We start from the raw sequence: 15104 nt of genomic DNA on the forward strand, positions 1-15104 counted from the left end.
GCGGGGGGTCCCCTTTTGGGGGCGGGGGTTTTTTTTTAAAACTAATTTTGCCGCCCGGGGGTTGTGGGGGGGGGGGGGGGGCCCCCGGGGGGGGGGGGGGGGGGGGGGGGGGGGGCCCCCCCCCCCCCCCCCCGCCACCCCGCCGCCGTGCACCCGGACTCCGTCCGGTACGTCTCCTCGACCGGGTCCGCGGCCTCGGGAGGCCTTCGGCTCAGCGGGCCGTCTTGGTGTGGACGTAGTCCACCAGGCGGGTCAGGGCGTCCGGGTCCGTCGTCGGGAGGACGCCGTGGCCCAGGTTGAAGACGTGGCCCTCCAGGCCGGCGGCGGCCGCGAGGACCTCGTCCGCCTTGGCCTCGACGGCCTCGGTGGTGGAGAAGAGCACGGCGGGGTCCAGGTTGCCCTGGAGTGCCTTGCCCGGGCCGACGCGGCGGACGGCCTCGTCCAGCGAGACCCGGTAGTCGACGCCCATGACGTCCGCGCCGGCCTCGCCCATCAGGCCGAGGAGCTCGCCGGTGCCCACGCCGAAGTGGATGCGCGGGACCCCGTACGAGGCGACGGACTCCAGGACCTTCGCCGAGGCCGGCATCACCGAGCGGCGGTAGTCCGCCGGGGAGAGCGCGCCGACCCAGGAGTCGAAGAGCTGGATCGCGGAGGCGCCGGCCTCGATCTGGACCTTGAGGAAGGCGGAGGTGATCTCCGCGAGGCGGTCCAGCAGGTCCGCCCACAGCTCCGGGTCCCCGTACATGAGGGCCTTGGTGTGCTCGTGGTTCTTGGAGGGGCCGCCCTCGACCAGGTAGCTCGCGAGGGTGAAAGGCGCGCCCGCGAATCCGATCAACGGCGTGGCGCCCAGTTCACCCGTGAGCATGCCGATCGCCTCGGTGACGTACGTGACGTCCTCAGGGGTGAGGTCGCGCAGCTGTGCGAGGTCCTCGCGGCGGCGGATCGGCTGGGCGACGACCGGGCCGACGCCCGGCTTGATGTCCAGGTCGACGCCGATGGCCTTGAGCGGGACGACGATGTCGGAGAAGAAGATCGCCGCGTCCACGTTGTGGCGGCGGACGGGCTGGAGGGTGATCTCGGTGACCAGGTCGGGCCGCATGCACGACTCCAGCATCTGGGTCCCCTCGCGCACCTTGCGGTACTCGGGGAGGGAGCGCCCGGCCTGCCGCATGAACCACACCGGGGTGTGCGGCACCGGCTCCCGCCGGCACGCCTTCAGGAAGGCGGAATCGTACGTCTGACTCGGCTGGCCCGTGGGGCGGTCGTTGGCGCTCACGACCCAAATCTTCGCACGTATGAAGAGTTGCCCGGCCCGGTGCGGGTGTCCCTGCGCCGTACGGGCGCCCGTTCCGCCTAGTCTTCCCCGCATGGCTGCGGCTCAGGGACGATTTTCAGATGGCGCTGACGGTATGGACAGCGCGGAGGAGAGCTCCGTCCCGCTCCCGTTCCGGCGGGCGGTCGACGGCTTGAAGAAGGCCCGGCTGCGTCCGGGGATCGAGATCGACCCCACCAAACCGCCCCAGAGACTCGCACCGTACGCCTACGCCCTGGAGGCGGCGGTCGTGGACGGCGAGGAGGACCTCGCCGACGGCCGGCTCATCCTGCTCCACGATCCGGCCGGGCACGATGCCTGGCACGGGACCTTCCGGCTGGTGACGCTCGTACGGGCGGAGCTGGAGCCGGAGATGGCCGTGGACCCGCTCCTGCCCGAGGTGTGCTGGTCCTGGCTGACCGGGGCGCTGGAGGCGCGCGGGCTGGCGTACGGGGAGGCGAGCGGGACCGTGACCATGGCGAGCTCGCACTACTTCGGCGGGCTCGCGGAGCGGCGCCCGGCCACGCAGATCGAGATCAGAGCCTCCTGGACGCCGCGCGAGGGCGTGGGCGGGGTGCCGGACACCTCGGCGCACCTGGCGGCCTGGTGCGAGCTGCTGTGCCAGATCGCGGGGCTGCCGCCGGTGGGGCCGACCGACAGCGTCACGGGCGTGGTCTCCCTGCCACAGCGGCGCGGTCCGCACCACCCGTAGGGCAGGGGCCGTCCGGCCGACGGGCCGGTCCCGACGGCGGCGAACGCGTGGGCGAACCCCGGCACGGAGTGTCGGAACGGGGCGTCCGTTGCGGGCTTCTGATCACCCTATGATCGATCGTGCGTCCGAATTGCCCGAATTGTTACTCACCAAATCGTGATCATTCCCTAAAGCCGGGCGGGTGACGTGCCGAAGGAGTCAGTGACCATCCGCACGGTTCGCACCGGCTTCCTTCCCCGAGCCGGCCGTCCCGCCACTCCCCCAGGAGGCCTAGGTGTCCGTTCTTCTCGAGCAGCCCGCAAGCCTGGTCGCCTACCGCCCGAACAAGCCGACGGCCATGGTCGTCGTGGCCGACCCGCGCGTCCGTTCCACCGTGACCCGCCATCTGTGGGCCCTCGGAGTACGTGACGTGATCGAGGCGTCGTCCATCGCGGAGGCCCGCCCCCGCGTCGGCAGCCCGCGCGACATCTGCGTGGCCGACGTACACCTGCCCGACGGTTCCGGTCTCACCCTGCTCTCCGAGACCCGCGCCGCGGGCTGGCCGAACGGCCTGGCCCTGTCCGCCGCCGACGACATCGGCGCCGTACGCAACGCCCTCGCGGGCGGGGTGAAGGGCTACGTCGTCACCGGCACGCGGACCAACATCGGGCTCCCCAGCCGGCCCGGCGCCGCCCCCATCGGCGCTGCCGCCGCCCGTATGCACCGCCGCCCCCCGGGTGCCCCGAGCCACCCGGGCGGCTACCGGGAGCTCTCCGGCCGCGAGGTCGAGGTCCTGCGCCTCGTCGCGGAGGGCCAGTCCAACAAGGCCATCGGCGTCTCGATGGGCCTGTCCGCCCTGACCGTCAAGTCCCACCTCGCCCGGATCGCCCGCAAGCTGGGCACCGGCGACCGGGCCGGGATGGTCGCGGTCGCCCTGCGGACCGGGATCATCCACTGACCCGACTCCGAGGCTCCCGGGCGAATGCCGGGGAAACCCCGGGAAACGTCCGCCTTCCCCTCCCGCGCCCGTCGACGGATCGTTCCGGCGACGGGCGCGTCGCATCCACGGATACCCTTGACCGGTGACCGACGCCCAAGAGACCGCAGCAGACCTGCGCACCACCACCGGGGGCGGCCCCCCGGACGATGTCGTCAGTTCGTCCGATGGGCCGCCGATTCCGTTGCTGGAACCCCGTGAGGGGATCCCCCCGGTCGTCGCCGACGCCGACTCCCTCGCCGAAGTGGTCGCGGCCTTCGCCGCGGGCACCGGCCCCGTGGCCGTCGACGCCGAGCGCGCCTCCGGATACCGCTACGGCCAGCGCGCCTACCTGGTGCAGCTGCGCCGCGAGGGCGCGGGCTCCGCGCTCATCGACCCGGTGGGCTGCCCCGACCTCTCCGCACTCGGCGAGGCCCTGTCCGGCACCGAGTGGATCCTGCACGCCGCCACCCAGGACCTGCCGTGCCTGCGCGAAATAGGCATGGTGCCCACCTCCCTGTTCGACACCGAGCTGGCCGGCCGCCTCGCCGGCTTCCCCCGGGTCGGACTGGGCGCGATGGTCGAGAGCGTGCTCGGCTACGCGCTGGAGAAGGGCCACTCCGCCGTCGACTGGTCGACCCGCCCGCTCCCCGAGCCCTGGCTGCGCTACGCGGCCCTGGACGTGGAGCTGCTGGTCGACCTGCGGGACGCGCTGGAGAAGGAGCTGGACCGGCAGGGCAAGCTGGAATGGGCCCACCAGGAGTTCGAGGCCATCGCCGCCGCACCGCCCGCGCCGCCGCGCAAGGACCCGTGGCGCCGCACCTCCGGCATGCACAAGGTGCGCCGCCGCCGTCAGATGGCGGTCGTGCGCGAGCTGTGGGAGTCGCGGGACCGGATCGCCCAGCGGCGCGACGTGTCCCCCGGCAAGGTGCTGGGCGACGCCGCGATCGTCGAGGCCGCCCTGGCTCTGCCGGCGAACGTGCAGACCCTGTCAGCCCTCCCGGGCTACGGGCAGCGCATGGGCCGGCGCCAGCTGGAGCAGTGGATGGCCGCCGTGGACCGGGCCAAGGCCCTGCCCGAGAACGAGCTGCCGCAGCCCGGGGCGACCCCGGCCGGTCCGCCGCCCCCGCGCTCCTGGGCCGACAAGGACCCGGCGGCCGCGGCCCGGCTGTCGGCGGCCCGCACGGCCGTCTCGGCGCTGGCGGAGGAGCTGAACCTGCCCCAGGAGAACCTGATCACCCCGGACACCGTCCGCCGGGTGTGCTGGGAGCCGCCGCAGCGGCTCGAGGCGGACGCCGTGGCCCAGGCCCTGGCCGGCTACGGCGCCCGCCCCTGGCAGATCGAACAGGTCACCCCGGCGCTGGTCACGGCCCTGGCCGCGACCGCCTGACCCGCGTCACCGCCCGCAGAAGACCCCCGGCCCGCGCCGGGGGTCTTCTCGTTTCCCGCTCACGGCAGGGGCGGCGGGGGCCCGCGGCGGCGGCCTGGGCAGTGTGACCTTCGCCGCTCCTCGGGGAGGGGGTGTGCACACGGGTTACCCGCAAGTAGCATGGGCCGGGTGAGCGGGCGCTCAGCAATGCGTGCCGAGCCGCCCCCGCGCAGCAGTGCACACCCGCACCTGGAGGAGAGCCAACGTGCCTCGTACCGTCAGGGACGTCGTCTTCGTCGACGGCGTCCGCACCCCGTTCGGCAAGGCGGGCCCGAAGGGCATCTACAACGGGACCCGCGCCGACGACCTCGTCGTGAAGGCGATCCGGGAGCTGCTGCGCCGCAACCCGGACCTGGACCCCAAGAAGATCGACGAGGTCGCCATCGCCGCGACCACGCAGATCGGCGACCAGGGCCTCACGCTGGGCCGTACCGCGGGCATCCTCGCGGGCCTCCCCCAGTCCGTCCCGGGCTACTCGATCGACCGCATGTGCGCCGGCGCGCTGACCGCCGTGACCGCCGTCGCGGGCGGCGTGGCCTTCGGTGCGTACGACGTCGCCCTCGCCGGCGGTGTCGAGCACATGGGCCGCCACCCCATGGGCGAGGGCGTCGACCCGAACCCGCGCTTCGTCTCCGAGAAGCTGGTCGACGAGTCCGCCCTGTTCATGGGCATGACCGCCGAGAACCTGCACGACCGGTACCCGACGATCACCAAGCTCCGCGCCGACGAGTACGCCGTGCGCTCGCAGGAGAAGGCCGCCAAGGCGTACGCCGACGGCAAGATCCAGCAGGACCTGGTGCCGATCTCGGTGCGCAACACCAACGAGGCCGCGGGCGAGACGGGCTGGGGCCTGGTCACCACCGACGAGCCGATGCGCCCGGGCACCACCCTGGAGAACCTGGCGAACCTGAAGACCCCGTTCCGTACGCACGGCCGGGTCACCGCGGGCAACGCCGCCGGTCTCAACGACGGTGCCACCGCCGCGATCATCGCGTCCGAGGACTTCGCCCGCGAGAACAACCTCCCGGTCAAGATGCGCCTGGTCTCGTACTCCTTCGCGGGTGTCGAGCCCGAGGTCATGGGCTACGGCCCGATCCCGGCCACCGAGAAGGCCCTCGCGCAGGCCGGCCTGTCCATCGAGGACATCGGCCTCTTCGAGATCAACGAGGCCTTCGCGGTCCAGGTGCTGGCCTTCCTGGAGCACTACGGCATCGCCGACGACGACGCCCGCGTGAACCAGTACGGCGGCGCCATCGCCTTCGGCCACCCGCTGGCCTCGTCCGGCGTGCGCCTGATGACTCAGCTGGCCCGCCAGTTCGAGGAGCAGCCGCACGTCCGCTACGGCCTGACCACCATGTGCGTCGGCTTCGGCATGGGCGCCACGGTCATCTGGGAGAACCCGAACTTCAACGCCGAGGGAGACTCCAAGTGAGCACCACCGCTGAGCTCCTGAAGGGCGCGGCCGAGCTGTTCCCGGACGAGGTCGTCACGTCCGCGCACGTCCGCCACCTGGACCTGCCGTTCGGCGCCGGGCGCTTCGCGCTCATCACGCTGGACAACGGCTTCGACCACACCAAGCCGACCACCTTCGGCCCGCAGTCCCTCGCCAACCTGAACGCGGCGATCGACCAGGTCGAGCAGGAGGCCACCGCCGGCTCCATCGTCGGCGCGGGCATCACCGGCAAGCCGTTCATCTTCGCGGTCGGCGCCGACCTCAAGGGCGTCGAGCTGCTGAAGAAGCACGACGAGGCGCTCGCCATCGGCAAGGGCGGCCACGACGTCTTCAAGCGCCTGGCCGCGCTGGCCGTCCCGACCTTCGCCTACTACAACGGCGCGGCGATGGGCGGCGGTGTCGAGGTCGGTCTGCACTGCACCTACCGCACCGTCTCGAAGGCCATCCCGGCCTTCTCGCTGCCCGAGGTCTTCCTCGGCCTGGTTCCCGGCTGGGGCGGCTGCGCCCTCCTGCCGAACCTGATCGGCGCCGAGCGCGCGGTCTCGGTCATCATCGAGAACTCGCTCAACCAGAACCGCCAGCTCAAGGGCAAGCAGGTCTTCGAGCTCGGCATCGCCGACGCGATCTTCGAGGGCGCGGACTTCCTGGAGCAGTCGCTCCTGTGGACCGCGCGCGTCCTCACGGGCGAGACCGAGGTCGTGCGCGCCGAGGTCGACCGCGGCGAGGCCTGGGACGCGGCCGTCGCCAAGGGCCGCTTCATCGCGGACTCCAAGGTGCATGGCGCCGCTCCGGCCGCCTACCGCGCGCTGGACATCATCGCCGCGGCCAAGGACGGCGACCTCCAGGCCGGCTTCGACGCCGAGGACACGGCCCTGGCCGACCTCATCATGGGCGGCGAGCTGCGCTCGGGCATCTACGCCTTCAACCTGGTCCAGAAGCGCGCCAAGCGCCCGGCCGGTGCCCCGGACAAGTCGCTGGCCCGTCCGGTCACCAAGGTCGGCGTCGTCGGCGCGGGTCTGATGGCCTCGCAGCTGGCGCTGCTGTTCCTGCGCCGCCTGGAGGTGCCGGTGGTCCTCACCGACATCGACCAGGAGCGCGTGGACAAGGGCGTGGGCTACGTCCACGCCGAGATCCAGAAGCTGCTCGGCAAGGGCCGCATCAACCAGGACAAGGCCAACCGCCTGACCGCCCTGGTGACCGGTGTCCTGGACAAGGCCGAGGGCTTCGCGGACGCGGACTTCATCATCGAGGCCGTGTTCGAGGAGATGTCCGTCAAGCAGAAGGTGTTCGCGGAGGTCGAGGCGGTCGCCCCGGCGCACGCGATCCTCGCCACCAACACCTCCTCGCTGTCGGTGTCGGAGATGGCCTCCAAGCTCCGGCACCCGGAGCGCGTGGTCGGCTTCCACTTCTTCAACCCGGTCGCGATCCTCCCGCTGCTGGAGATCGTCCGCGGTGAGCAGACCGACGACGCCTCGCTGGCCACGGCCTTCGGTGTCGCCAAGAAGCTGAAGAAGACCGCGGTCCTCACCAAGGACGCCCCGGCGTTCGTCGTGAACCGCATCCTGACCCGCTTCATGGGCGAGATCCAGAACGTCATCGACGAGGGCACCCCGGTGGTCACGGCGGAGAAGGCCATCGAGCCGCTCGGCCTGCCGATGTCCCCTCTGGTGCTGCTGGAGCTCGTGGGCCCGGCGATCGGTCTGCACGTCTCCGAGACCCTGAACCGCGCCTTCCCGGAGCGCTTCACCGTCTCCCCGAACCTGGCGGCCGTGGTCAAGGCCGGCAAGCGCGGCTTCTACGTCTACGATTCCGGCAAGCCGGAGCTGGACCCCGAGGTCGCCGCCCTCCTCGTCCAGGGCGACGCCGTCCTGACGGAGGAGCAGGTCCGCGACCGCGTCCTGGACGCGGTGGCGCAGGAGATCGGCCTGATGCTGGAGGAGGGTGTCGTGGCCGAGGCCCAGGACATCGACCTCTGCCTCATCACGGGCGCCGGCTGGCCCTTCCACCTGGGCGGCATCACGCCGTACCTGGACCGCGAGGGCGTCTCGGAGCGCGTGAACGGCAAGAAGTTCCTCGCCCCCGGCATCGCGAGCGTCCCGGCCTAGTCCGGGTCGCGGACCGGTAGCGCACGGCGTGGCCCGCCCCCTTCGGGGGGCGGGCTTCGGCCGTTCGAATATCTGTCTAAGATTCACCCCCATGACGGACACGCACGCGCGGCCCAGGCGCCGCCGACGCCGCATTCTGCGGATCACCCTGCTGCTGGTAGCCGTGCTGATCCTGGGCTCGGCCGGGGCCGGCTGGTGGGCGTACAGCCACCTCGACGGCAACATCTCCAGCGTCGACCTGGATCAGGCGATCGGCGACAACCGGCCGCCGAAGGTGGTCGCGAACGCGCAGAACATCCTGGTGCTCGGCTCCGACTCGCGGGCCGGAGCCAACGGCGACCTCGACCACGGCGACGTCGGCGGGGCCCGCTCGGACACCGCGATGCTGGTGCACATACCCGAGGGCCGGGCCAAGGCGACCGCGGTGAGCATCCCCCGCGACACGCTGATCACCCGGCCCGAGTGCAAGGACCGCGACGGCAAGACCGTGCCGTCGGCGAAGCGGGTCATGTTCAACTCCGTCTACTCGCTCGCCGGTCCGGCCTGTGTGGTCAACACCGTGGAGCAGCTCTCCGGAATCCGCGTGGACCACTTCGTCGAGGTGGACTTCGCCGGCTTCAAGGGGCTGGTCGACGCGCTGGGCGGGGTCACCGTCACCCTCGACAAGCCGATGAGCGGCGCCAAGGGCGGCCTGAAGCTGGACGTGGGCACGCACCGGCTGAACGGCTCCGACTCGCTGAAGTTCGTCCGTACCCGCTACGGCTACGGGGACGGCAGCGACCTCGGACGCATCGGGCTCCAGCAGCAGTTCATGATGGCGATGCTGTCCGAGATAAAGAAGCAGGACGCCTTCGGGAACCCGGCGCGCCTCTACAAGCTCGCCGACGCCGCGACCAAGTCGCTGACCACCGACTCCGACCTGGCCTCGCTCACCGCGCTCTCCGACTTCGCGCAGAGCATGAAGGGCGTGGACCCGGAGACCATGGAGACGATCATGCTGCCGGTCGCCTACGACAAGGTCGACCCCAACCGCGTGGTCGTGGCCGAGCCGCAGGCGACCCAGCTGTGGGAAGCCCTCCGCAAGGACCAGAAGATCCCGGCCTCCGCGAAGGACTCCCCGGCGAAGGGCTGAGCTAGTACTTGGCGTCGGGGCCGCTGCGGCCCAGCCGGCTGTGGCTGCGTCCGTACGCGTAGTAGACGATGATGCCGAGCGCCATCCAGGCGGCGAAGCGCGCCCAGGTCTCGGCCGGCAGGTTGAGCATCAGCCAGACCGAGGCGGCGATCGACAGGATCGGCACCACGGGCACCCACGGGGTGCGGAAGGACCGGTGCAGGTCGGGGCGGGTGCGGCGCAGGATGATCACGCCGAGCGCCACGACCACGAAGGCGAAGAGCGTGCCGATGTTCACCAGCGTCGCCAGTTCGTTGATGCTGGTGAACCCGGCGACGATCGCGATGACCACGCCGAGCAGGATCGTCGGACGGTACGGGGTGCGGAACTTCGGGTGGGTCACCGAGAAGAAGCGCGGCAGCAGGCCGTCGCGGCTCATGGCGAAGAACACGCGGGTCTGGCCCAGCAGCAGGATCATGCAGACCGTGGTGAGGCCCACCGCGGCGCCGAAGCTGATGATGCCGCCGTACACGGGATGCCCGGCGGCCTTGAACGCGTCCGCCAGGGGCGCGCTCACCGACAGTTCGCTGTAGTGCTGCATGCCGGTGACCACGAGCGAGACCGCCACGTACAGCACGGTGCAGATCAGCAGCGAGCCGAGGATGCCGCGCGGCATGTCCCGCTGCGGCAGCTTGGTCTCCTCGGCGGCCGTGGCGACCACGTCGAAGCCGATGAAGGCGAAGAACACCACGGAGGCCGCGGTGAAGATGCCCATGATGCCGAAGTTGGTGGGCTCGTAACCGAAGATCAGCTGGACCAGCGGGGCGTCGAGCCCCGCGCCGCCCTCCTGTTTGACCGCCTCCGGGATGAAGGGCTTGTAGTTGCTGCCCTTGATGAAGAACAGGCCCGCGAAGATCACGATGAGCACCACCGTGACCTTGATCGCGACGACCAGGGCCGTGATCCGGGCGGACAGCTTCACCCCGACCACCAGGACCACGGTCAGCACCAGCACGAGGATGAAGGCCAGCAGGTCGAAGGTGCCGCCCTTGACGTCCGGCCCCTGGAGCGCGACGGGCAGATGGATGCTCGCGTTGTCCATGAGCGAGCGGACGTACCCGGACCAGCCGACGGCGACCACCGCCGTGCCCAGGGCGAATTCCAGTACGAGGTCCCAGCCGATGATCCAGGCCGGGAGCTCGCCGATCGAGGCGTAGGAGAAGGTGTAGGCCGAACCGGCGACGGGGACGGTCGAGGCGAACTCCGCGTAGCAGAGCGCGGCGAGCGCGCACACCACGCCCGCGGCGACGAAGGCCAGGGCGGTGGCGGGGCCGGCGGTCTCCTTGGCCACCTTGCCGGTGAGGACGAAGATGCCGGTGCCGATGATGACGCCGACGCCGAAGACGGTCAGGTCCCAGGCCGAGAGCGACTTCTTGAGCGAATGCTCCGGCTCTTCGGTGTCCCGGATGGACTGCTCGACCGACTTGGTGCGGAATGGACTGTTCAGATCCGTACTCACCAACGCACCTCCGAACAAGGTGACGCACGCGAACGGGCCGGGAGGCCCACCCCTTCAAGGGTGATCTCCCGGCCCGTGCCGTGCAACCGCGCGTCGACCCAGTGGCCGATAGCCGTCTAGTCGACGGCGGCGGCCGGCTCGCTGTCGTAGCGCCCGTCCAGCTTGGCCACCAGGCCGGTGACCTGCCGGGCGATGTCCGGAGCGGTCAGTCCGATTTCGGCCATGACCTCCTTGCGGGAGGCGTGGTCGAGGAAGCGCTGCGGGATGCCGAAGTCGCGCAGCGGCACGTCGACGCCCGCGTCCCGCAGGGCTTGCGCGACGGCGGAGCCGACACCGCCGGCCCGGCTGTTGTCCTCGACCGTGACGACCACGCGGTGGCGGTCGGCGAGCGGGGCCAGCGCCTCGTCCACCGGCTTGACCCAGCGGGGGTCGACGACGGTGGTGGAGATGCCCTGCTTGTCCAGCAGATCGGCGATCTCCAGGCACATCGGGGCGAGTGCGCCGACCGAGACGAGCAGCACGTCCGGCCGGGTGACCTCGGGGGCCGGTACGCGCAGCACGTCCATGCCGCCGATGCGGCCGACGGCCGGGACGGCCGGGCCGACGACGCCCTTGGAGAAGCGCACCACGGTCGGCGCGTCCTTGACCTGGACGGCCTCGTTCAGCTGGGCCCGCAGCTGCTCCGCGTCGCGCGGGGCGGCCAGCCGCAGGCCGGGGACGACCTGGAGGATGGACATGTCCCACATGCCGTTGTGGGAGGCGCCGTCGGTGCCGGTGACGCCGGCGCGGTCCAGGACGAAGGTGACGCCGCACTTGTGCAGGGCCACGTCCATCAGGACCTGGTCGAAGGCGCGGTTGAGGAAGGTCGCGTACACCGCGAAGACCGGGTGGGCGCCGCCGGTGGCCAGACCCGCCGCCGAGGTGGCGCCGTGCTGCTCGGCGATGCCGACGTCGAAGATCCGGTCCGGGTAGGCGTCCGCGAACTTCTTCAGGCCGACCGGCTGGAGCATGGCCGCGGTGATCGCGACGATGTCCTTGCGCTCCTTGCCGAGCTTGACCATCTCGTCGGCGAAGACCGAGGTCCAGCTGGCCGCGTCGGTGGAGACCGGCAGGCCGGTGTCCGGGTGGATCACGCCGACCGCGTGGAAGCGGTCCGCCTCGTCCTGGACGGCGGGCTCGTAGCCGCGGCCCTTCTGGGTGAGGCAGTGCACGATGACCGGGCCGCTGAAGCGCTTGGCGCGCGTGAGGGCGGACTCCAGGGCCTCGATGTCGTGGCCGTCGATGGGGCCGATGTACTTCAGGCCCAGGTCCTCGAACATGCCCTGCGGGGCGATGAAGTCCTTGAGGCCCTTCTTGGCCCCGTGCAGGGTCTCGTAGAGCGGCTTGCCGACGACCGGCGTGCGCTCCAGGAGGTCCTTGCCGCGGGCCAGGAAGCGCTCGTAGCCGTCCGTGGTGCGCAGGGTCGCCAGGTGGTTCGCGAGGCCGCCGATGGTGGGGCCGTACGAGCGCTCGTTGTCGTTGACGACGATGACCAGGGGGCGGTCCTTGGCGGCGGCGATGTTGTTCAGCGCCTCCCAGGCCATGCCGCCGGTCAGCGCGCCGTCGCCGATGACGGCGGCGACGTGGTGGTCCTCGCGGCCGAGCACCTCGTTGGCCTTGGCGATGCCGTCGGCCCAGCCCAGCACGGTGGAGGCGTGCGAGTTCTCGATCACGTCGTGGTCGGACTCGGCGCGCGAGGGGTAGCCGGACAGGCCGCCCTTGGAGCGCAGGTTCCCGAAGTCCTGGCGGCCGGTGAGCAGCTTGTGGACGTAGGCCTGGTGGCCGGTGTCGAAGAGGACCTTGTCCTTGGGCGAGTCGAAGACCCGGTGCAGGGCGATCGTCAGTTCGACCACCCCAAGGTTGGGGCCGAGGTGCCCGCCGGTCTTGGAGACGGCGTCGACGAGGAAGGACCTGATCTCTGCGGCGAGCTGGTCGAGCTCCTCCTGGCTGAGCCGGTCCAGATCGCGCGGTCCCTTGATGCGGGTCAGCAGCACCCGTGCCTCCTTGCAGTTGCTTGCTGGTCTGTCGAGTCTAATGTTCCGTCGGCGGGCGCGGTCATCGGGCCGTCCCGGCTGGGTCACACCTTTGTCATACATGTACGCACCGCCACGGGGTCACACATCACAAACGGGCGTATACCCGCACAGGCGTACGCGGCCGCGCACGCACGGATGCCCGGCGCCACGCGAAGTGGCACCGGGCACTGTGACGGGTCTTACCGGCGACCCGGGCGACCGGGCAGGCGTCAGGCCCGTCCGGCCGTCTTCTGGGTCTTGCGCGTGACCGAGTCGATGACCACGGTGGCCAGCAGTACGGCACCCGTGATCATGTACTGGATCGGAGTCGCGATTCCCTCCAGGGCCAGACCGTACTGGATCGAGGTGATGACCATGACGCCGAGGAGGGCGTTCCAGGTCCGGCCCCGGCCGCCGAAGAGGCTGGTGCCGCCGATGACGGCCGCCGCGATCACGTTCATCAGCAGGTCGCCGGCGCCGGCGCTCTGGTTGGCCGCCGCGATCTTGGAGGCCCAGAAGAGCCCGCCGATGGCGGCGAAGGTGCCGGCGATGGCGAAGACCGCGATGCGGATGCCGGTGACGTTGATGCCCGCGCGGCGGGAGGCCTCGACGCTGCCGCCGAGTGCGAAGACGTTCCGGCCGAAGGTCGTGCGGCGCAGCACGAAGTCCGTGGCGACCAGGGCCAGCACGAACAGCACCACCGCGAGCGGCAGGCCCTTGTACTGGTTGAACACCATCGCGGGCCCGAAGGTGAACACCGCGAGCAGGCCGGTGCGCAGCAGGATCTCGCCGAGCGGCCGGGAGGGGACCCCGGCGGCCTCGCGGCGCCGGTTGTCGAAGAAGGTGGCGAGGAAGTACCCGGCCACCGCGACCGCCGCCAGGCCGTAGCCGACCGCGACGTCCGAGAAGAAGTAGGTGGTCAGCTGCCCGACCACGCCCTCGGAGTCGAGGTTGATCGTGCCGTTGCTGCCGAGGATCTGCAGCATGGCGCCGGACCAGAAGAGCAGGCCCGACAGGGTGACGGCGAAGGCCGGGGCGCCGATCTTGGCGAAGAAGAAGCCGTGGATGGAGCCGATCAGGGCGCCGCCGGCGATGGCCGCGAGGATGGCGAGCCATTCGTTCACGCCGTTGGTGACGGCGAGGACGGCGACGATCGCGCCCGAGACGCCGCTGACCGAGCCGACCGAGAGGTCGATCTCGCCGAGCAGCAGCACGAAGATGATGCCGACGGCCATCATGCCGGTGGCGACCATCGTGATGGCGATGTTGGAGAGGTTCTCCGGGGAGAGGAAGTTCGAGTTCAGGCCCTGGAAGATGGACCAGATGATGATCAGGCCGATGACGACCGGGATGGAGCCCAGGTCGCCGGCCTTCATCTTGCGCCCGAACTCGCTGAGGTAGCCGGACAGGCCCTGCTCGCGGACGAGCAGGCGGGGGTCCACGGCCGGGATGGCGTCTGCCGCCGCGGCCGGGTTGACGACCTCGTGCTCGGCGGCGTCCGACGCCTTGTCGAGCGGGACGGCGGGTGGGTTGTCGGTGCTCACTTGCGAGCCTCCCCGGTACGGGCCGCGCGGCGGGTCACGGCGTTGTCCGTGGCTCCCGTGATGGCGGAGATGATCTCTTCCTGCGAGGTGTCGGCGACGGTGAAGACGCCGTTGTTGCGGCCCAGCCGCAGGACCGCGACCTTGTCGGCGACGGCCTTCACATCGGCCATGTTGTGGCTGATGAGGATCACGGCGTGGCCGCGCTCGCGCAGCCGTTCCACCAGGTCGAGGACCTGTGCGGTCTGCTCGACGCCGAGGGCGGCGGTGGGCTCGTCGAGGATCACGAGCTTGGGCTCGCCGAGCATCGAACGGGCGATGGCCACGGTCTGGCGCTGGCCGCCGGAGAGCGAGGCGATGGGGATCCGGACACTGGGGATCCGGATGGACAGCGTGGTCAGGAGCTCGCGGGCGCGGCGCTCCATCTCCACCTCGTCCAGGACACCGCGGCGCTTGAGCTCGCGGCCGAGGAAGAGGTTGCCGACGACGTCGATGTTGTCGCACAGCGCGAGGTCCTGGTAGACCGTCGCGATGCCCAGGTTCTGGGCGTCGTGGGGCTTGCCGATGGAGACCGGGCGGCCCTCCCACTCGATGACGCCGTCATCGATGGGGTGCACGCCGGCGATCGTCTTGACCAGCGTGGACTTGCCGGCGCCGTTGTCGCCGACGAGGGCGACCACTTCACCGGAGTGGATCTCGAGTTCTACGTCGGTCAGGGCCTGAACGGCGCCGAACCGCTTCGAGACCCCTCGCAACGCCAGCACGGGCGCAGCGGACACATGAACCATCTCCTTCGCCGCCTGACCGGCGGGGATGTCGTGCAAAAGAGCAGGAGCGGGGCGAATGGGGGAAGTAAAGGCTGGGGGGAACGTTTCTGCCCGGCGCCCCGCGGGTGGCGGGGGAAGAAGGGGCG

At 70.9% G+C, this 15104-nt stretch carries 11 protein-coding genes; 6 read left to right on the forward strand and 5 right to left on the reverse strand.

Features of this window, described 5'->3' with window-relative positions; all coding sequences use genetic code 11:
• Positions 1 to 211: 211 nt before the first annotated feature.
• Complete coding sequence (gene hemE / locus ACFWP3_RS24055) at positions 212 to 1276, reverse strand: uroporphyrinogen decarboxylase (RefSeq protein WP_384224602.1); 1065 nt, start codon at positions 1274 to 1276, stop codon at positions 212 to 214.
• Positions 1277 to 1367: 91 nt separating this feature from the next.
• On the opposite strand from hemE, the gene ACFWP3_RS24060 reads away from it, so the two are divergent.
• From ACFWP3_RS24060 to ACFWP3_RS24085, 6 genes are all read left to right on the forward strand, one after another.
• Positions 1368 to 2024: a DUF3000 domain-containing protein gene (locus ACFWP3_RS24060; protein WP_384224605.1), complete on the forward strand. Its 657-nt coding sequence runs from the start codon at positions 1368 to 1370 to the stop codon at positions 2022 to 2024.
• Between the two features lie 274 nt (positions 2025 to 2298).
• Complete coding sequence (locus tag ACFWP3_RS24065) at positions 2299 to 2961, forward strand: response regulator transcription factor (protein WP_069922445.1); 663 nt, start codon at positions 2299 to 2301, stop codon at positions 2959 to 2961.
• 124 nt (positions 2962 to 3085) lie between these two features.
• The gene (locus ACFWP3_RS24070) at positions 3086 to 4369 is read left to right on the forward strand and encodes an HRDC domain-containing protein (protein WP_384224607.1); all 1284 of its coding nucleotides are present in this window, start codon (positions 3086 to 3088) and stop codon (positions 4367 to 4369) included.
• A 244-nt stretch (positions 4370 to 4613) separates the two neighbouring features.
• On the forward strand, positions 4614 to 5840 hold the full coding sequence (locus tag ACFWP3_RS24075) for an acetyl-CoA C-acyltransferase (RefSeq protein ID WP_069922442.1): 1227 nt from the start codon (positions 4614 to 4616) through the stop codon (positions 5838 to 5840).
• Positions 5837 to 7966, forward strand: a complete 2130-nt coding sequence (locus tag ACFWP3_RS24080) for a 3-hydroxyacyl-CoA dehydrogenase NAD-binding domain-containing protein (RefSeq protein ID WP_384224610.1) — start codon at positions 5837 to 5839, stop codon at positions 7964 to 7966. The genes ACFWP3_RS24075 and ACFWP3_RS24080 overlap by 4 nt, the downstream gene beginning before the upstream one ends.
• A 91-nt stretch (positions 7967 to 8057) precedes the next feature.
• Entirely contained in the window at positions 8058 to 9098 is a 1041-nt protein-coding gene (locus tag ACFWP3_RS24085; protein WP_384224612.1) for an LCP family protein, read from the forward strand.
• Position 9099: 1 nt separating this feature from the next.
• Here ACFWP3_RS24085 and ACFWP3_RS24090 read toward each other — a convergent pair whose 3' ends face one another.
• From ACFWP3_RS24090 to ACFWP3_RS24105, 4 genes are all read right to left on the reverse strand, one after another.
• Positions 9100 to 10596, reverse strand: coding sequence for an amino acid permease (locus ACFWP3_RS24090; protein WP_384224614.1), 1497 nt, complete (start codon positions 10594 to 10596; stop codon positions 9100 to 9102).
• Between the two features lie 116 nt (positions 10597 to 10712).
• A complete protein-coding gene (gene dxs, locus ACFWP3_RS24095; protein ID WP_384224617.1) occupies positions 10713 to 12629 on the reverse strand; it encodes a 1-deoxy-D-xylulose-5-phosphate synthase in 1917 nt (638 codons plus the stop codon).
• Positions 12630 to 12880: 251 nt separating this feature from the next.
• Positions 12881 to 14194, reverse strand: a complete 1314-nt coding sequence (locus ACFWP3_RS24100; protein ID WP_384224619.1) for a sugar ABC transporter permease — start codon at positions 14192 to 14194, stop codon at positions 12881 to 12883.
• Complete coding sequence (locus ACFWP3_RS24105) at positions 14191 to 14979, reverse strand: ATP-binding cassette domain-containing protein (protein ID WP_069922436.1); 789 nt, start codon at positions 14977 to 14979, stop codon at positions 14191 to 14193. Before ACFWP3_RS24105 ends, ACFWP3_RS24100 begins: the two co-directional genes overlap by 4 nt.
• Positions 14980 to 15104 lie beyond the last annotated feature (125 nt).

It is taken from the genome of Streptomyces sp. NPDC058525, from assembly GCF_042719495.1.
In the GTDB taxonomy this organism is placed as follows: Bacteria; Actinomycetota; Actinomycetes; order Streptomycetales; family Streptomycetaceae; genus Streptomyces.